Source organism: Neobacillus sp. NPDC058068 (genome assembly GCF_042885335.1).
Classification (GTDB): Bacteria; Bacillota; Bacilli; order Bacillales; family Cytobacillaceae; genus Neobacillus.
Window position 1 is genome coordinate 15,768 of record NZ_JBHVSI010000013.1, and the last position, 16,674, is coordinate 32,441.

General features: G+C 38.9%; 21 protein-coding genes and 1 riboswitch. Of the genes, 8 read left to right on the forward strand and 13 right to left on the reverse strand.

The genetic code is table 11. The features are described from left to right. Nucleotides 1-26: 26 nt before the first annotated feature. From ACFVSW_RS15955 to ACFVSW_RS15980, 6 genes are all read left to right on the forward strand, one after another. On the forward strand, nucleotides 27-980 hold the full coding sequence (locus ACFVSW_RS15955) for an L-lactate dehydrogenase (protein WP_387317653.1): 954 nt from the start codon (nucleotides 27-29) through the stop codon (nucleotides 978-980). Between the two features lie 287 nt (nucleotides 981-1,267). Continuing rightward, nucleotides 1,268-1,462, forward strand: a complete 195-nt coding sequence (locus ACFVSW_RS15960; protein ID WP_387317654.1) for a hypothetical protein — start codon at nucleotides 1,268-1,270, stop codon at nucleotides 1,460-1,462. A gap of 153 nt (nucleotides 1,463-1,615) precedes the next feature. Next, nucleotides 1,616-3,190 (forward strand): rhomboid family intramembrane serine protease, encoded by a 1,575-nt coding sequence (locus ACFVSW_RS15965; protein WP_387317655.1) that lies wholly within the window; start codon nucleotides 1,616-1,618, stop codon nucleotides 3,188-3,190. After that, nucleotides 3,174-3,386, forward strand: a complete 213-nt coding sequence (locus ACFVSW_RS15970) for a YqgQ family protein (protein WP_387317656.1) — start codon at nucleotides 3,174-3,176, stop codon at nucleotides 3,384-3,386. Before ACFVSW_RS15965 ends, ACFVSW_RS15970 begins: the two co-directional genes overlap by 17 nt. A 1-nt stretch (nucleotide 3,387) precedes the next feature. Beyond that, on the forward strand, nucleotides 3,388-4,362 hold the full coding sequence (locus tag ACFVSW_RS15975) for an ROK family glucokinase (protein WP_387317657.1): 975 nt from the start codon (nucleotides 3,388-3,390) through the stop codon (nucleotides 4,360-4,362). Nucleotides 4,363-4,497: 135 nt separating this feature from the next. Next, nucleotides 4,498-5,622: a YqgU-like beta propeller domain-containing protein gene (locus ACFVSW_RS15980; RefSeq protein ID WP_387317658.1), complete on the forward strand. Its 1,125-nt coding sequence runs from the start codon at nucleotides 4,498-4,500 to the stop codon at nucleotides 5,620-5,622. Between the two features lie 34 nt (nucleotides 5,623-5,656). Here ACFVSW_RS15980 and ACFVSW_RS15985 read toward each other — a convergent pair whose 3' ends face one another. Then, nucleotides 5,657-5,833 carry a DUF2759 domain-containing protein gene (locus tag ACFVSW_RS15985; RefSeq protein ID WP_387317659.1) on the reverse strand — a complete coding sequence of 59 codons (177 nt, stop codon included), beginning with the start codon at nucleotides 5,831-5,833 and terminating at the stop codon, nucleotides 5,657-5,659. Nucleotides 5,834-6,044: 211 nt separating this feature from the next. Here ACFVSW_RS15985 and ACFVSW_RS15990 point away from each other — a divergent pair, with 211 nt between their 5' ends. Both ACFVSW_RS15990 and ACFVSW_RS15995 read left to right on the forward strand, forming a co-directional pair. Beyond that, a complete protein-coding gene (locus ACFVSW_RS15990; protein ID WP_387317660.1) occupies nucleotides 6,045-6,680 on the forward strand; it encodes an MBL fold metallo-hydrolase in 636 nt (211 codons plus the stop codon). Between the two features lie 189 nt (nucleotides 6,681-6,869). Beyond that, the gene (locus tag ACFVSW_RS15995; RefSeq protein WP_387317661.1) at nucleotides 6,870-7,961 is read left to right on the forward strand and encodes a class I SAM-dependent methyltransferase; all 1,092 of its coding nucleotides are present in this window, start codon (nucleotides 6,870-6,872) and stop codon (nucleotides 7,959-7,961) included. Nucleotides 7,962-8,038: 77 nt separating this feature from the next. On the opposite strand, the gene ACFVSW_RS16000 is transcribed toward ACFVSW_RS15995, so the two are convergent. The 12 genes from ACFVSW_RS16000 to ACFVSW_RS16055 all read right to left on the reverse strand — a co-directional run bounded on the left by ACFVSW_RS16000 (nucleotide 8,039) and on the right by ACFVSW_RS16055 (nucleotide 16,355). After that, nucleotides 8,039-8,281, reverse strand: coding sequence for a DUF2626 domain-containing protein (locus ACFVSW_RS16000; protein ID WP_024029748.1), 243 nt, complete (start codon nucleotides 8,279-8,281; stop codon nucleotides 8,039-8,041). Nucleotides 8,282-8,365: 84 nt separating this feature from the next. Then, on the reverse strand, nucleotides 8,366-9,064 hold the full coding sequence (locus ACFVSW_RS16005) for a helix-turn-helix transcriptional regulator (protein WP_387317662.1): 699 nt from the start codon (nucleotides 9,062-9,064) through the stop codon (nucleotides 8,366-8,368). Nucleotides 9,065-9,486: 422 nt separating this feature from the next. Further along, nucleotides 9,487-9,672: a YqzE family protein gene (locus ACFVSW_RS16010; RefSeq protein WP_387317663.1), complete on the reverse strand. Its 186-nt coding sequence runs from the start codon at nucleotides 9,670-9,672 to the stop codon at nucleotides 9,487-9,489. A 51-nt stretch (nucleotides 9,673-9,723) separates the two neighbouring features. Continuing rightward, nucleotides 9,724-10,101 carry a competence type IV pilus minor pilin ComGG gene (gene comGG, locus ACFVSW_RS16015; protein ID WP_387317664.1) on the reverse strand — a complete coding sequence of 126 codons (378 nt, stop codon included), beginning with the start codon at nucleotides 10,099-10,101 and terminating at the stop codon, nucleotides 9,724-9,726. Further along, on the reverse strand, nucleotides 10,098-10,574 hold the full coding sequence (gene comGF / locus ACFVSW_RS16020; protein ID WP_387317665.1) for a competence type IV pilus minor pilin ComGF: 477 nt from the start codon (nucleotides 10,572-10,574) through the stop codon (nucleotides 10,098-10,100). Before comGF ends, comGG begins: the two co-directional genes overlap by 4 nt. Continuing rightward, on the reverse strand, nucleotides 10,522-10,857 hold the full coding sequence (locus ACFVSW_RS16025; protein WP_387317666.1) for a hypothetical protein: 336 nt from the start codon (nucleotides 10,855-10,857) through the stop codon (nucleotides 10,522-10,524). The genes comGF and ACFVSW_RS16025 overlap by 53 nt, the downstream gene beginning before the upstream one ends. Further along, nucleotides 10,844-11,284: a competence type IV pilus minor pilin ComGD gene (gene comGD / locus ACFVSW_RS16030; RefSeq protein WP_387317667.1), complete on the reverse strand. Its 441-nt coding sequence runs from the start codon at nucleotides 11,282-11,284 to the stop codon at nucleotides 10,844-10,846. The genes ACFVSW_RS16025 and comGD overlap by 14 nt, the downstream gene beginning before the upstream one ends. Nucleotides 11,285-11,290: 6 nt before the next feature. After that, nucleotides 11,291-11,617 (reverse strand): competence type IV pilus major pilin ComGC, encoded by a 327-nt coding sequence (comGC, locus tag ACFVSW_RS16035; RefSeq protein ID WP_387317668.1) that lies wholly within the window; start codon nucleotides 11,615-11,617, stop codon nucleotides 11,291-11,293. An 18-nt stretch (nucleotides 11,618-11,635) separates the two neighbouring features. Continuing rightward, nucleotides 11,636-12,688 (reverse strand): competence type IV pilus assembly protein ComGB, encoded by a 1,053-nt coding sequence (gene comGB, locus ACFVSW_RS16040; RefSeq protein WP_387317669.1) that lies wholly within the window; start codon nucleotides 12,686-12,688, stop codon nucleotides 11,636-11,638. Continuing rightward, nucleotides 12,654-13,760 (reverse strand): competence type IV pilus ATPase ComGA, encoded by a 1,107-nt coding sequence (gene comGA, locus ACFVSW_RS16045; RefSeq protein WP_024029757.1) that lies wholly within the window; start codon nucleotides 13,758-13,760, stop codon nucleotides 12,654-12,656. Before comGA ends, comGB begins: the two co-directional genes overlap by 35 nt. Before the next feature lie 137 nt (nucleotides 13,761-13,897). Further along, on the reverse strand, nucleotides 13,898-14,689 hold the full coding sequence (locus ACFVSW_RS16050) for a YqhG family protein (protein ID WP_387317670.1): 792 nt from the start codon (nucleotides 14,687-14,689) through the stop codon (nucleotides 13,898-13,900). Next, on the reverse strand, nucleotides 14,667-16,355 hold the full coding sequence (locus ACFVSW_RS16055; RefSeq protein ID WP_387317671.1) for a DEAD/DEAH box helicase: 1,689 nt from the start codon (nucleotides 16,353-16,355) through the stop codon (nucleotides 14,667-14,669). The genes ACFVSW_RS16050 and ACFVSW_RS16055 overlap by 23 nt, the downstream gene beginning before the upstream one ends. A 153-nt stretch (nucleotides 16,356-16,508) precedes the next feature. Continuing rightward, nucleotides 16,509-16,597, forward strand: a riboswitch (glycine riboswitch). Nucleotides 16,598-16,674 lie beyond the last annotated feature (77 nt).

Below are 16,674 nucleotides of genomic sequence, written 5' to 3' on the forward strand. Positions count from 1 at the left end.
GTATTAAATGGATTGGGGGAGTTTTTATGTTAAATCGGGTGAATAGAGTTGCTCTTATTGGAACAGGCTTTGTTGGTTCCAGCTATGCGTTTGCTTTGTTAAATCAAGGGATAACCGAAGAACTTGTCTTAATTGATTTAAATAAAGAAAAGGCTGAAGGAGATGCAATGGATTTGAATCATGGCCTTCCTTTCGCACCGTCACGGACAAAAATTTGGTATGGCAGCTATGCTGATTGCGGCAATGCGGATCTTGTTGTCATAACCGCTGGCGCCAACCAAAAACCCGGTGAAACACGGCTTGATCTAGTCGAGAAAAATACAAGAATTTTTAAGGGGATTGTTGAAGAGATTATGGCAAGCGGGTTTGATGGCATTTTTCTTGTCGCTACCAATCCAGTGGACATATTAACTTATGCGGTTTGGAAGTTTTCGGGTCTTCCAAAAGAACGGGTAATTGGGTCCGGTACGATTCTTGACACAGCCCGGTTCCGCTTCTTGCTCGGGGAATATTTTGATGTGGATACCCGTAATGTTCACGCCTATATTATTGGAGAACATGGGGATACAGAGCTTCCTGTTTGGAGCCGCGCCGATATCGCAGGATTATCGATTTCTGAATGGACAAAAAATAAGGATGGATTTAATCAAGAGGACCTTAATCAACTTTTTTTAAATGTCCGCGATGCTGCCTACCACATTATTGAGCGAAAAGGTGCAACCTTTTATGGAATTGCCATGGGCTTAGTGAGATTGACGAAAGCAATTCTGCAGAATGAAAATTCTGTTCTTACCGTGTCTGCCTATCTTGAAGGTGAATATGGACAAAAAGATATTTACATTGGTGTACCTGCGGTAGTGAACCGGAATGGGATTAGGAAAATCATCGAACTTGATTTAAGTGATGATGAGCGTGAAAAATTCACAAAATCTGTCAATGTCTTAAAGAATACGATGGAGCCGGTGTTTAAGAATATTTAAGCTTTTATAGGATTAGATTCTACCAAATGAGTCTAATCCTTTTTGTATAGAAAAGGGGCGGAGCGCCGCAAAAGCGAAACAGTGTAAATAAGTTTAGTTGGTAATATACATTTTCAGGAAATGAACGAGGTGAACCTTAGCTCTGCTCACACCGCCTTTATTGGCAGGGATGATTCTCTGAATTTATTTCCATGTTAGATGGTTGCTGGAACGCCGTATAAGTTTTGGTGAAATTTTCGGATAAGACTTTGGTAATTATCACAGAATATGGTGTAGGAGGGATTTGAATGTCGCGTATGTTAACATCCATTTTAATGATTGGGTCAATAGGTTATTTTGCATTCCGGTACAGGTATCGAATTATCAATGTCCTGCTTGGTTCTAGTTGGATGCGCCGGCTTACTGTTGGCTCCATAATGAGCTTCCCAGGGGTAAAACGTAAAATGATGCAATCGGTATTTGGAGGACCATCTGACTGGTGAAAACCACAGATGGTTCTTTTATGTCTAAAAGATAACATTTGAGGTTGTTTTGTTAATGAAAACTGCTTATTTCGTTTATAATGAATATGCAAGCAAACTAAAATCCCTTATTTAATGGAGGCTCAAGCATTTTATATGGAAAGTAGGGGGGATATGGGTAATAAAGAAGGATACGTTTTTTGGAGACTTGCCAATTCTTTCATCTCGGATCACGGTTATCGGATTATTCAATTATTTGAAAATCAAAAGGAATTATGGCTTGAAAAGATAGAAAATAAGAAAGCACCAATTATTCGCATGTTGCTCCATGACTTAGATTGGAGTAATGCGATGCAAAGAGATATCGAATTTACTGCTTCAAATGGAGAAAAGGTTCGCAGGCAAATTGGCCGCCCAGAGTTAAATATTATCAATGTTTACATAAGCCAATTTCCACCTGTTGATGAATATGAATATCGTCTGGCAGAACCATATGTCCATCCGGAAGGAAATAAAACAACCGTCAGTTCGTTTCTTTTAGCAAAGGAAGTTTTTGACACTGGTTTTCAGCAACTTTCCACGAGGCTCGGGGAAGTGATTCACTTTCCGATTTCTGACGATTATTCTGAACAGGAAGTTGAATCATTAAAGAAAGCAACGCTGGAACATGCGATAATAAAGGTGAAAACCGAAAGACCTATTCTGTTGAATAGCAAGCCTATTTTTACATATGTATTCATAGCTATCCAGCTTGTTATGTTTTTCTGGCTTGAAATACACGGCGGGAGTAGCAATAACTCTACTCTTATTAAATACGGAGCAAAGGTTAACCAATTAATTTATGAAGGAGAATGGTGGAGATTTATTACACCTATTTTCTTGCATAGTGGATTTTTGCATTTGGCAATGAATACCTTGGTATTGTATTTTCTTGGTACGACGGTCGAAAAGATATTTGGTAATGTTCGTTTCCTATTTATTTACTTATTTGCAGGTGTCGCAGGTTGTATTGCCAGTTTTATCTTTAGTTCCCTATCAGTTGGAGCAAGTGGTGCCATCTACGGCTGTTTCGGTGCGTTATTATATTTTGGTATGGTCTATCCAAAATTATTTTCTAGGACAATGGGAATGAATTTAATCGTTGTTCTTGGAATTAACTTGATTGTTAGTTTCTCAGTAACAGGAATCGATAGTGCCGCACATCTAGGAGGATTGGCTGGAGGATTCCTCGCTGCCGGTATTGTCCACTTTCCGAAAAAAAGCAAGCTTTGGTTACAATTAATCTTTTTAATTGGCTCGGCTGCAATTGTTTGGGGTTCATTATCATATGGATTTAGTCCGGCTGGGAAATTTCAGGATGAAACTTCAAATCTACAAATGGCCCAAGAATATATTAAACAAAATAAATATGACCAGGCCTACAGTATCTTAAAGGAATTTGAGGAGAATTCAACGAATCTGTCTGAGAAAACCTATTTTCTTTTATCCTTTTCGGAAATTAAAAAGGGGATGCTCTCTGAAGCGAAGACGCATTTACAGAAGGCAATCCAGCTAGACCCCAATTTTGATAAAGCCTATTTTAATCTAGCGATTATTAACTATGAGCAAAAGGATTTTGAACAGGCAAAAGTTAATGCAGAAAAGGCAGCTAAATTAAAACCAAAGCAAAAGGAATATGAAGATCTAGTCCGCGAAATTAATCAATTACTTCAAATGAAGGGGGGGCCACAGGATGAAAACGGTTTATGAAATTCAGCAATTATTAAAGCAATTTGGAACGATTATTTATATAGGTGATCGAGTGGCAGACCTTGAATTAATGGAAACAGAGCTAAAAGAGCTCTATCAATCACAGTTGATCGAAACACGTGAATTTCAAACAGCATTATTAATTTTAAGACACGAAATCCAACTTCAAAAAGAAAAAACAAAGATAGGTGAATAAATTGGAAAATCAATGGATTGCAGGCGTTGACTTGGGCGGGACCACTACAAAAATAGCCTTTATTACAATGGATGGAGATATCGTTCATAAATGGGAAATACCCACTGATAATTCGAATGAAGGCCAGAACATAACGACTAATATTGCTAAAGCCATTAATGAAAAAATGAATGAACTTGGTGAATCGAAAGACAACTTATTAGGGATCGGTATGGGGGCGCCCGGGCCAGTAGACTATGAAACAGGGATTATTTTAAATGTGGTGAATCTAGGCTGGCAGGATAACTATCCTCTTAAGGAAAGTCTTGAAGCGGCAGCCTCTTTGCCAGCTGCGGTTGAAAATGATGCTAACTGCGCGGCATTGGGTGAGATGTGGCAGGGTGCCGGGAATGGAGCGAAGAACCTTGTTTGTGTTACCCTCGGCACAGGTGTTGGCGGCGGGGTGATTGCGAATGGAAGTATTGTCCAGGGCAAGAACGGTGCAGCTGGAGAAATAGGTCATATTACGGTCATCCCTGATGGTGGTGCACCATGCAATTGTGGTAAAACAGGCTGTCTAGAAACCGTGGCTTCTGCAACGGGTATTGTTCGTCTAGCGAATGAGGAACTCTTAAAAGGTGAATCAAAAGGGGAACTTGCTGAAAGGCTTGCTGCAAACGGCAAAATTACTTCTAAAGATGTGTTTGAATCAGCTGAAAATGGTGATCCTTTGGCAAATAAGGTTTTAAAAGAAGTTACCTTCCATTTGGGCTTTGTCTTAGCGAGTATTGCTAATACGCTTAATCCGGATAAAATCGTTTTAGGCGGCGGGGTCTCAAAAGCAGGCGCCATTTTATTAGATGCTGTAACTGAAAACTTTGCTAAGTTTGCCTTTTCAGCGGTTCGAGATTCTACAAAGCTGGCCTTGGCTACATTAGGAAATGACGCTGGAGTGCTTGGCGCTGCATGGCTGATTAAGAATAAATTAAATCGATAGGTTAAATAGGAAAAAAGCCAGTATTCTACGGCTTTTTTCCTATTTATTGAAATGTTTTGAAAACCATGAAACATTTTTGTCAAAAAAACGTATTAACATATGTGAGGTATAAAGGGAGGGGGCAATTGGTTTAAATTGAACAGGTTATCGTATGGAAAGCTTATTTTTATTCTCATTTTTTTGACTCTCCTTTTAGGTGCGTGTACTGGTAATGAACAGCCTAAAGCAAAAATTCCTGTGAAAAATGAACAACCAAAATCCAAGCTTTCAGTGGGAAGTGAATGGAAATTACCTATTTCCGTTCCCGAAGGAGAATTTGATCGGCTTGGCGGCTGGCTTTCAGAGGATGAGATTGTATACATCACCAACCTGGAACAGACATCAAATGTCTTTCGCTATCATCTGCGAACAGGTAAAAGTGAATTAATATATAAAACGGAACACCCAATTGTCACCGTGCAAATCAGCCCCTCGAAAAAGTATATATTGATCCATTCATCGCCTTCATCGTACGAAGGATTAATCACCATTATTGATACCAAGGGTACTGAAAAAATAAGGGAATCAATCCCATCTTATGAACTTGCATTTGAGTGGAATCCTTATAATGAAGAACAAGTACTAGTATCAACATTTAATGAAGACTGGACCTTTCAAATAGCATTGCTGGACATGAATAAATTAAAAATGACGGAGCTTTCGATACGGCAGCCTTTTATTAGGTGGATGGATGAGAGAAAGATTGCGTTTTTAGATTGGGATGAGGATAATCCTACTTTATTTGCCCCGCTAATTGTGAGGGATTTAGAGAAGGGATTTGAACAAACGCTATTTAACCAAGTATTACAATTTACAACGTTTCACGGTAAACTAATGATTGTTACAGTTAATGAACAAGATCGAACGAATGCTGTGTATTCTTTTTTTGATAAGGAACTAAAGGAATACTTTTCATTTTCTCAGCCGCAGCTTACAAAGTTTTCAGATTGGTTAGTTCCCTTTTATGACTATAATGAACACAAGAAGCAATTTATCACCTTCATGCCTGTAAAAAGCGGGGAAGCGGATTCTTACTCGGCTGGCTTTGAACTCATGCTTTATAATCTTAAGAAGGGGTCACACCCGGCATTGATAATGGCTGATATGGAAAATGAGCAAATTAGTTTTTCCCCGTCCGGAGAGGCATTACTCTATGGCAATCGTTTCGAAAAAATCATAGATCTAAATGCCAAGAAAATATATGAGTTGATAAAAGAATAAGTGAAACAAAAAAAGACTGTCGAGGACAGTCTTTTTAATGTGTTCCAGTTGGGAATCCAGATTTAAAAATTGTCATAACGGTAAACCAGCCAAAAACCAAGAATGAAGCCACTCCCCAAAATGCGGCTAAGAGGTTTTTGTTCTTTAGTGCGCTAAATCCAGCATAGGCGGCAAGCACGGTTACAATCGCAAAAATAATAACTAAACCCATAAGTAAATCCCCCTTTTTAGTATAAGCAGGCTAGAGCCTAACATGTTCAAAAAAATTATGTAACTATATTATATACATTCGAATCCTATTTTATATTTTTTTCTTGCATTTGTCGAGGGCAAAAACGCACTAATAAAATAACACTGCTTTCACTCCACTTGTTTTATGGTGTAAAATGAGGGTATCGCAATTTGTAATGGAGGTCCTTTTAATGAAATGGCAGCAAGTTCCTTTAGGCAGTTTACAAACCAACTGTTACATAGTAGAAAATCCTGATCGGTCCTGTTTGATTTTCGATCCTGGCAGTGAAGGGAAAAAACTGATTCATTTGCTGAATCAAAGAAAATTAAAGCCTAGTGCAATTTTTTTAACACATGCACATTTCGATCATATTGGAGCAGTTACCGAGGTTAGAGATGCTTATCAAATTCCCGTTTATATTCACAAACAAGAAGAAAAATGGTTAGGTGACCCAGCGTTAAACGGTTCACAATTATTTATGCATCAGAATTCAATTAAGGTTAGTGATGCCGACCATATCATAAAAAACGAAGGGGCTATGGAAATCAATGATTTTGCTTTCAGCGTTTTTCATACCCCTGGTCATTCGCCAGGAAGTATTTCTTATTATTTTGAGAAGGAAGGGTTTGTTATTTCTGGTGACGCCTTATTTCAAGGCAGTATCGGCCGTACTGACCTTCCTGGAGGGAATCACTCACAGCTGATCAAAAGCATTCATGACAAGCTGTTAACCTTACCAGAGGACACCTATGTCTTGTCAGGCCATGGTCCAGTAACAACAATTGGTGATGAAATGGACAGCAACCCATTTTTGAATGGGTTTTAAGAAATGCGGAAGCGCCTTGGTGCTGAGCTAGACTCCATAAAAAAAGAAAAGCCCTTCTCAGTTAAGAGAAGGGCTTTTCTGGGGGATGTTCTTTTTCAAAAAATGGGAGGGGATATTGTTAAGCTACTATCCTAACAATATAATAAAGTTAACACTATGTCAATGGTGTTAACTTAAAAAGGAGATATCATGATTAACTATTTACAAACTTTAATTTCAAATTCACCAACGAAGTTAATTTCCTACGCTGATTATATAGGGACCGTCCTTTATCATCACGAATATGGCTATTATATGAAGGAGAAACAAAAGCTCGGCCGGAAGGGAGATTTCATTACAACTAGCAATATTTCTGATGTTTACGGCAGATTAATTGCAAAATGGTTTTCAACCGTCTGTGAAAAAACAAACTTGTCACCAGTCTTTTGCGAAATAGGCGGTGGGAATGGCCGATTTGCCAAGGCTTTTTTACAGGAATGGCATGAATCAATAAATACTCCCTTACAATATATTATGGTTGAGGCTAGTCCTTATCATCGAAAGTTACAAAGGGAATTACTAATGCCCGACTATTCGGTTGTCCAGGTAGAACGGTTTGATGAAATAAAGGAATTTGAGGGTGTCATCTTTTCAAACGAGCTTTTCGACGCGCTCCCTGTCCATGTCGTTGAAATGGTTGACGGTCAACTTTTTGAAGTGATGGTTGGTTGTCAAAATGAGGAATTGGTTGAACAGAAAATTCGATTAATAAATCCGGCGATTATTTCTTTTATTGAAGAAAGTAAAATCGAATTAGTAGAAAGGCAGCGGATTGAGATTCCCTTAGCAATGGTGAAGATGATCCACGAAATATCGAAGACATTGAAAAAGGGAATAGTTGTAACAGCAGATTATGGCTATACAAACGAGGAGTGGAAGAACCCGCTAAGAGCAAACGGGAGCTTAAGAGGATATTATCAACATAAAATGATGGAAAATATCCTTGAAAGCCCGGGAGAAATGGACATTACTACCCACATCCATTTTGATTGTCTGATTCAAAAAGGCGAGCAAGTAAATTTGAAGTTGGTAACAACGCTAAGGCAGGATGAATTTTTATTGAAAGCAGGTATATTGAAGGAATTAGAAAATCATTATGATCCGAATCCTTTTTCAGCAGTCAGCAAGCGCAACCGGGCAATTCGCAGCTTAATTATGCCCGCTGGGATTAGTTCTTATTTTCACATCATTATTCAACAAAAAGGTCTTGAAATAAGTGAAACTGACGTGTTCACTGGCTAAAAAGAAAAATGCCGGAGCTAAATTCCGGCATTTTTCCTTTTCTAGCGATTCGACTGATCAAAGCGCTTTCGCTTTTCTTATAGCCCTCCGCCAAGCGGCATCATGAACGTAGTCCAATAAGTGAAGCCTGCGAAGAAAACAGTTAAATATGCTCCGAACACGTACAAATACATACGCTCAGAAAGTTTAAGATAGCTAAGCAGAACAAAGAATCCAGTTTGGGCTAAGAACAGCATTGCAGTCTTATCCATATCACCTAGATAAAACATAACGGTAAAAATGCCCGTCCAGAAACCACATACTCTGAACATGCGATCCATATGTATCCCTCCTTTTACCCCTTCGATACCATCATTACAATATTATAAAGTAAAAGGAGGTGTAATGTAAATAATGGTTTCGAATTAGTTTGTTACAAGTGCTTGATATGAACAAGTATCACAACCTGAAATCATGTTTGTCTTTTCTATTAACTCAACGGAGCCAAACAGGGCACCAAACATTCCCTTTAGAAATTCATGGTGCATACTGCAAACAGTTTCCGAATGTTCCTCGGCCACTTCTTTAAATGGACAATTGAATATTTGGAAGTAGATTTTAGTCTTTTCACCATTTGCTTCAAATTCAGGATAAAAACCGGCAAGGGTTGCAGCACTTTTCAATATTGTTAGCTTTTGATCAAATTCTAATTCCTCACCAAGTGATTTTTTTGCCATTTCCTGCTCAATCACCTCGGCACCAAACCGTTTTCCTGTTAAGAAAAGTGCTTGTTTCCCAACTTCCCCAAGTGATATCATCGTTTGAATCGCGACTTTTGATAAAAGCATATAGTCACGGAAAGGAAAATGAAGTTGAATGACATCGTCGGATAAACGATATAATCGGCTTGGTCTGCCGCCTTTACCCGTTTTCTTCGTTTCGGATGCTAACATATTAACATCCTCAAGCTTCGATAAATGCAGTCTGGCAACATTCGGATGAATATTAAAATTATCTGCAACTTCTTGAACGGTGACTTCTTGATGTCGTTTGGTAATGTATTGATAAATGTAGTACCGTGTTGGATCTGACAAAACGTTTGTTATTTTTAATGTTTGTTCCATCTCTGTTCACCTCGGACCCCCATAATTTATTCCATTATAATACAGCCATAATAACAAGGGAATGAAGTTAACAATGTTAACACTATATGTTTAGAAAATGTTCACAATTACGGTCTTTATATTGTAAAAATATGATTAATTGTAGTAATTTCAGAACACTTGCTAATTGTCAATAGATATTTTTTGGCTTTTTAATAAGGCTGTGTTAAAAGTGAATGTTGATTTCCGTTCCAGGCGCGAGCGGTTCGCGGGGCGGGCGGTGAGCCTCCTCGGCGCTAAAGCGCCTGCGGGGTCTCACCTGTCCCGCTGCTCCCGCAGGAGTCTCGCGCCTTCCACTCCAATCAACATTGTGCTCAAAATCAACAATGTTCTTTTACATAGCCTTTAATAAAGAAAGGAAGCGATGTCTATCAATCGCTTCCTTAAACCTTACGTCTTTTCTTTACTTCCGTGTAAAGGATATAGGGTAGAATTCCGAACCAGCGGTACCAAAAGGATGCTCTCTTATTTTTTCGTTCTGAGCGGAGTCGTTTTCGTTCTTCTTTTGGCTGATCGGCGTATTTAACAATCGTTTGAGTCATGTATTTTACATAATCATTTGTTTTCACGGACACACCTTCCTTTTTATTCAACTTACAGTATGTCCATGTAGTTTATTCTTATTCTCCCCATTTAATTAGTTTTTTGGTTCTTGTGTCAAAAAATCCTCGACCGATTATAGATTCCTCCGCCTTAGTGCGGAGGGTGAAATTAACTTTCTGAACATATCCGGACGGGGTCTCTGCCTGGTAGTTCATTGTTCCGTTTAAAAAGATAATAGTGCCCTTGGAAGGGATGCTGCCGCCAGCTTGAAATATCACTTCAATTTTCTTAACGGATGAGAGGAAATAATATTCCTGTTGTAAAATAGCGGCTGTTTCATGTGCCAACATTCTTTCGGTTTGCAATCGTTCAATGTGCATCGAGAAAAATATGATAAAAAGTATTAGTAAGCACAATGTAAGCGGATAGGTAAACCCTTGCTGATTATTTTTCATGGGACTGCATTCCAGTTGATTAACGGATATATGATAACTGAATATTCCTTTCCCCAAAGATCCGTAACAACAACCTTAACTGCATTATTTAAAGTCGTGAAGGAGTATTGTGAAACGTTTTGGAGGATAACTTCATGTCCAGTGGAATTCACACGTCTCCTCAGGTTCGAACCGTACTTTTCATATTGGACGATTTCAGTGTCCTTTGTTAAGATTAACCGGCCAGATAGGACCTCAGCACGGTTAGACAGGCGAATTTCTTTTTTTATTTGGCTACAAAAAACTTGCCACTCCATTGCCTGTAATTGTGCCTGAGACCCCTTATTGTTCAGGATAATTTGAAAAACTGGTGTTATAAAGAAAATAATGATTGTAAAGATTGAAAATGCAAACAGCACCTCAAGAAGCGTAAATGCTTTCTCATTCGAGCGCACCGCATATTTCGGTTTGTGGAAGAAAGGAATTTCTTTCAACTCTTACGCACACCTCCTTTTGACCAGCTGTACGAGAATCTTTCCAAATGATTTTGTACTCAACACCATTTTCAACGAATGTGTAATTAGTAAAGGTTGGATTAGCGATTAATTTTGCCTGCAGTTCTTCATACATCAGCTGCCGTGCCTTGTTTTCGACTCCAAGCTGCCGTGATTGACCCTTTAAATCCATCAACAACGGCAGCAAAAATAAACTGAGCATTAATAATGCTGATAAAGACAACAGCAATTCAAGTAAAAAGAAGCCTTTATTGTTCCGCAACATAGAACCGTCCCTTTCCAATCAAAACGGTTAACCTATAATCTTTCCTCTTTGTTTGGATAAAGAGGGTGCCAAACTTGTTTACATTTCCATCGATTAGGAATTTGAAATATAACGGAAGAGAACCTTCATTAACATAAATATTTGTTGAGTAATTTCTCACGATAAATGGCGGAATATCCGTTCGCAAATACATATAATACTTAAATTGACTAGGCATAAATACAACCGATACTTCATGCTGATGGGATATCGCATAGTTTTGTGCATAGTATAGGTCCGCTTTCAGTTGGGTTATAAATGCCTCCTCTTCAATCATGGGCTGCTGCGGCTTTAAAGAGAAGACGGTAACCGAGGAAATAATCATAAATATCGAGAGAACCACTAATGACTCAATTAGGGTGAAACCCTTTTGATTATAGTTCATTTTGGGTTAGTTGTTTTTTTCAACAGCTGTGACATTTCCTATTGAATCAATGGCAATTTCCTGGCCGTTTGGACAGCCTTTTTTATCCTTTAAATATCCACTTTTTTCAAGGTCCTCAAGTGTCGGCACTTTATTATTATTATCCATTTCATATGCTTGGACTTCGGCTTGAACCATTTTCACATATGCCTGGCAGCCTTTATTGTTGATATTGGAATTATGTTTGGCGACATTTGGAATTGTAACAATTAACAAAACAGAAATGACGAGCATGACAATCATCATTTCGATTAAAGTGAAACCCTTTTCATTGTTTCTCATTTGAACGTTCATTTTTGAAACCTCCATTTTTTATATGCCATCAAGCAGGTGAAACATAGGTAATAGGATTGCTAAATACATCGAGACTACCAGAAATCCAATAAAGAGATAAAGAATCGGCTGGATGGTTTTGAAGCTTTTTTCAATCATATCCTCCATATTTGTTACACAGTGTTTGCTGAAAAATAACAATTCCTGTTCTAATTTTCCATTTTCTTGACCGTGTTTAACAATCATTGGGAATTCTCTTTCGAAAAATGAAAAAGTTCCGAGAATGGTTTCCAACTTTTCTCCGGTCATAAGTTTAAATTTTATTTCCTGTGCCAGCCCGCTGTAAAAAGGTTGTCTTTTGTTTCTTTCAAAAAGCAGCAGGGCTTCAGAGACGGATATTCCACCGGATAATAGGAAGCTTAGTTGAATGGAAAAGTAGTGGGTAAGCAATAATTTGAGGATCTTGCCGACAATTGGAATGCGAACGAGCTGTGACCTTTGCTTTAGAACGGAGAGCTTACGAAATACAAGCAAATAATAGAATACCCCTATTAAAAGGATAATCAGCACAGACCCAATCATAATGGGGAAATATTGATCAAAAGCATAAATCACCTTCGTGAAAAAATTGGCTTCAAGACCGAGAGATGAAAAAAGGCTTGTAAACTTTGGCAGCAATGTGTTTTCGACAAATACAAATAGAAAGCCGGTAATCGTAATAAGCAGTAATGGATATTGAAGTAATTTTAACAGTTTCCGTAAATCCTTATCCTTTAATAACGCGAGTTCGCTGCCCTCAAGTAAGGCATCGGCGAAACTGCCATGCTGCTCAGCGAAATAAACATAACCAATTAAGTCTTTGTGAAAACCGAGATTGCTTAAGACATCATGAAACGGTAAGCCATTTTTCAACTCTACTAAACATCCATTTAATTCCTCCTTTCGTTTAGTCGCTAATTGTAATGCTATGGACTCAATTGCTTCCGCAATTGGATATCCCCTTGCTAGTAATTCACCTGTTCTTTTCAAGAAACGTGCTTGTTCATTTACAGACCATTTAGGACGTTTCATCATCATACACCAGCCGTTCATATTCGGACTCCTGGATGTATCCGAGAGCGATTCCCTTGTTAATCACGTCTTTAATCGTACGGTAATGTGTTTCAATTTGTTCGCCCTTTGCTGCCTTCATGGCGGCATTTAAATTTCTGCCGGATAAAAGCTCAAACACACTGGCCCTTTTCCATCTGCCGTAAGAATAACAAAATGGCGTACACTCGCCATTGCAAAATGGGCAGGTAAGTTCTACTAATCTTTGGGCAGTAACGGCGATTAATGTCTGCTCGACCTCCAACCAATTCACACCAAATTCACGGAGGCGATATACCGCTCCCTTAGCATCCCGGGTATGCATCGTTGAAAGCACCAAATGCCCGGTAAGCGCCGCACGGACGGCGATTTTCGCGGTCTCTGCATCCCTGATTTCACCCACCATGATAATATCGGGGTCATGGCGAAGAATCGCCTTCAGGCCGGCAGCATAAGTAACCCCCGCTTTTTCGTTCACTTGAACTTGCAGGACAGAGTCATAGTTTTTTTCGATAGGATCTTCAAGTGTAATGACATTACGATGAAATAAGTGGGCCGTTTCGTTTAATAGGGAATAAAGTGTCGTGGTCTTGCCGCTGCCTGTCGGCCCGGTGAATATGATTAATCCATGTGCGTGTTTAAGAAGTGCTAGCAGTTTTCGTGTCATTGCAGGGAATAATGAGAGCTGATGAAAAGGAATCTGTTCTTGTTGAGGTAAAAGCCTAATCACAAGGCTTTCTCTGTTGTTTGATGGCAGTGTTGAAAGTCTAAGGCCCATTAATTGTCCGTCTACTTCACAAAAAATCGCCCCGCTTTGCGGGCGTCGTCTTTCTCCGATATCCATATTGGCTGTGAATTTAAAATGTGAGATTAATCTGTCGCATTCATCTTTAGGAAGGGATAGCCGGGGAATAAGTTTGTTTGTTAAACGGATCTGAACGAGTGTGTCTTTTTTCCTTGGAACGATATGAATATCTGTCGCCTGGTTCCGTGCTGCATCTGTTACAATCCGATTTGCTAAAATTTCAATTGCACTAACAATGAGTAACACCACCTTTTTATTTTGTCTCTGCATATATTCGACAACATTCCACCTTTTCCTTCTTTAAATTTAAAATTATTTATTTTTTATTAGTTTATTTTTGTCAAAAAATGGACAAGGGTGTCAGGCACCATGTGAAAAATTCACATGGTGCCTGACACCCTAATTGTTTATATGGCTTTTTCAGTTAGATAAAAGAGTCCGCCGTTGATGAAGGATATGTTGATTTTGGGTTCGTATTGTTCCTGGAGAGCTTTTTTTTCTGTTGCATAGCTCTCATTTTCTTCTTCTATGTCTTCATAAAAATGATCTAATAGCCGCAAATCTTGATTCCAGCGTATTCTTGCTTCCTCAGCCCATGAATGTTCTTCGCCTTCAATTACTGATTTCAAATAATTTTCAATTCTCGACATCCCGCTTTTTGGCTTTACTAGCGGGGAAAGGGTAAAGGAATAATCCGGTATTTTGGGTGTCAGCGTTATTTGCTGCAGGCGGTCATGGAAGTTTTCGACCATTTGTCCATTAATTAGCTGAAGGCCAATGGACTTAAAAACATCGCGCTTCCGGTCACATTGATAAGAAATTTTCACGTTCATGCACAGCCATGGCAGCAAAGGGGTTTGACTATTATGATACGGATGGTTTTCATAAAGACGAATGTAACGGGATAGGCTTTTTGTCGAATCAAAAATTTGATGGAGCCTTGGTGATCCAAAATGAATAATTTCACCCTTTAATTTCTCGGGAACTGCCTCCTTGTTGATAATAAAGGTAAGGCTCATCGGGTTTGGAACCCCGCCGGTTTTCTCTAAATAATGCCAGTAAAAAGGGCGGTTCATGAGTTCCTTATCAAGTTCAATGGTTAATTTTACTGTTAAATATCCTGGATGGTTTTCAAGGATCGGGCATTCATTTGCCTGAAAATAGTTCAAAAGAAAATTATGAATTTCCGGCTGCTGCATGTGAATCCCCTTTCTTCATTCCTTCTGCAAACTCAATCATGGATGATAAGTTTTCCATTTTAATTCTCATCTCGCCTTCTGACGCGGACTGACCGAAAATATCGATTAAATGATCCTCGATATTGCCGAATTCCAGTTTTGTTAAGATATCATCAAGCTCGCCGACCACCCGCTCAAATAACTCAATTTTTTCATATAGAAGCTTTAAGATATGTTCTTCGACAGTATTTTTAATCGCAAAATTATAAATCATGACGTCCTTTTCTTGGCCAAGACGATGAATCCTTCCAATTCTCTGTTCAAGTCGCATGGGATTCCACGGTAAATCAAAGTTAATTATATGGTTGCAAAATTGCAGATTAATTCCTTCGCCGCCTGCTTCAGTTGCAATGAGAACCTGGGCATGTTTTTGAAATAATTCCCTCATCCAATCCTTTTTGCCGCGCTTAAACCCGCCGCGGAAAGGGACAGAGGAGATGCCATGCTGCTTTAAAAACCATTGCAGGTACATTTGCGTGGCGCGATATTCAGTGAAAATAATGACTTTATCATCTACCTTTTGAATCAATTCAAGGGCCTTTTCTGCCTTCGAGTTTTGCCCGACGGCTTCGACTTTGTTTATCAGGTACTGAATTTGACTCTCAAAGGCCGGTGTCGGATTCTCTTTCTTCTGAAGCATATTCTTAAGTGTATAAAAAACAGCCTCTCTGCTGCTGCAGGCTTCACGCTGCAATGTCATCACTGAGAAAGCACTTGTCTGCAACCAATCTCCCTCACTTTTAAGAGCAGTTATCGATTCATACAAATCCTTCTCAGCTGTTGAAAATTCAATTGGAATTGTTTCAACATGCCTTTTTGTCCATTCAATGCCCGTATCGGCGCGCCGGTTTCGAATCATGACTTTGTTCACTAATTCCTTTAAATGCTCATCATCATTTAACGACCTTGCATCGCGTTTATATTTTTCATAAAAGCTAGTCTCACTTCCTAAATGACCCGGTTTTAACAGGGAGACAAGGTTAAAAATTTCTTCGATTCGATTTTGAATGGGTGTTGCCGTTAATAATAAACAAAATTTCTTTTTCAGGTTTTGAACAAATTCGTAGTTTTTCGTTTTATTATTTTTCAGCTTATGGGCTTCATCAATGATAATTAAATCGTAATCCTGCTTGTAGATGATCTCTCTGTGAGGATTACGCTTGGCTGTGTCGATTGACGAAACAACAATATCACACTGTTCCCAAACATAGCTTTTTCTTTGGGTAATCGCTGGAATAAAAAACTTGCTGTTTAATTCAATCGCCCATTGTGTAACTAAAGAGGCCGGGACGAGAATTAACACTTTTTTCACTAGGCCGCGAATCATGTATTCTTTTAGAATTAATCCAGCCTCAATTGTCTTTCCTAATCCAACCTCATCAGCTAGAATGGCTTTTCCATTCATGTTTTCAATTACCTGTTTAGCCGTTTCAAGCTGGTGGGGGAGCGGGGTTAAATTAGACAAATGACTAGGGGCCATTAAGCCCTCGAACTCTGGGATGACCAGATGGATTTCGACGCCGATTGCTAGTTTAAAAAGCTCCCAATTACCCCAAGGACCATCATTCTCAATTCTATGTAAAAAATCATCCTGCCAAGAGGAATCAAATTCAATTTCGACTGACATTATTTCAGCTCCTTTTGATACAAAAGATATTGCCCAATGTATTGTTTTAATGGTAGGATGATATTAGCTTTGAAAGTTTAAAATATTTTAATAAAGTAATTTAATTTACAAGTATAATTAGTATGACCAAATTGGATAATATTATAAATGCGAATGATAACAAGGGGAGAGACTACCTTTGTAGCGCCGAAGGAGCAAGCAGATGATGTGAATCTCTCAGGCAAAAGAACTCTTGTTTGACGCAGCTCTGGAGAGAGCTCATCATTGATGTGAGCCACCAAAGGGGAAAGCCGTTATGGTAAACTTTCAGGTGCAAGGA

Bases quoted from the DNA above. Each gene is read 5' to 3' on its own strand.
- ACFVSW_RS15970 (WP_387317656.1), top strand. From the start codon at position 3,174: ATGAAAACGGTTTATGAAATTCAGCAATTATTAAAGCAATTTGGAACG.
- ACFVSW_RS15965 (WP_387317655.1), top strand. From the start codon at position 1,616: ATGGGTAATAAAGAAGGATACGTTTTTTGGAGACTTGCCAATTCTTTC.
- ACFVSW_RS15995 (WP_387317661.1), top strand. From the start codon at position 6,870: ATGATTAACTATTTACAAACTTTAATTTCAAATTCACCAACGAAGTTA.
- ACFVSW_RS16005 (WP_387317662.1), bottom strand. From the start codon at position 9,064: ATGGAACAAACATTAAAAATAACAAACGTTTTGTCAGATCCAACACGG.
- ACFVSW_RS16055 (WP_387317671.1), bottom strand. From the start codon at position 16,355: ATGTCAGTCGAAATTGAATTTGATTCCTCTTGGCAGGATGATTTTTTA.
- ACFVSW_RS15985 (WP_387317659.1), bottom strand. From the start codon at position 5,833: ATGGGTTTAGTTATTATTTTTGCGATTGTAACCGTGCTTGCCGCCTAT.
- ACFVSW_RS15960 (WP_387317654.1), top strand. From the start codon at position 1,268: ATGTCGCGTATGTTAACATCCATTTTAATGATTGGGTCAATAGGTTAT.
- comGA (WP_024029757.1), bottom strand. From the start codon at position 13,760: ATGCAGAGACAAAATAAAAAGGTGGTGTTACTCATTGTTAGTGCAATT.
- comGB (WP_387317669.1), bottom strand. From the start codon at position 12,688: ATGAACGGCTGGTGTATGATGATGAAACGTCCTAAATGGTCTGTAAAT.
- ACFVSW_RS15990 (WP_387317660.1), top strand. From the start codon at position 6,045: ATGAAATGGCAGCAAGTTCCTTTAGGCAGTTTACAAACCAACTGTTAC.
- comGC (WP_387317668.1), bottom strand. From the start codon at position 11,617: ATGAACGTTCAAATGAGAAACAATGAAAAGGGTTTCACTTTAATCGAA.
- comGG (WP_387317664.1), bottom strand. From the start codon at position 10,101: ATGAAAAATAATCAGCAAGGGTTTACCTATCCGCTTACATTGTGCTTA.
- ACFVSW_RS16050 (WP_387317670.1), bottom strand. From the start codon at position 14,689: ATGCAGCAGCCGGAAATTCATAATTTTCTTTTGAACTATTTTCAGGCA.
- ACFVSW_RS16000 (WP_024029748.1), bottom strand. From the start codon at position 8,281: ATGGATCGCATGTTCAGAGTATGTGGTTTCTGGACGGGCATTTTTACC.
- ACFVSW_RS15955 (WP_387317653.1), top strand. From the start codon at position 27: ATGTTAAATCGGGTGAATAGAGTTGCTCTTATTGGAACAGGCTTTGTT.
- comGD (WP_387317667.1), bottom strand. From the start codon at position 11,284: ATGAACTATAATCAAAAGGGTTTCACCCTAATTGAGTCATTAGTGGTT.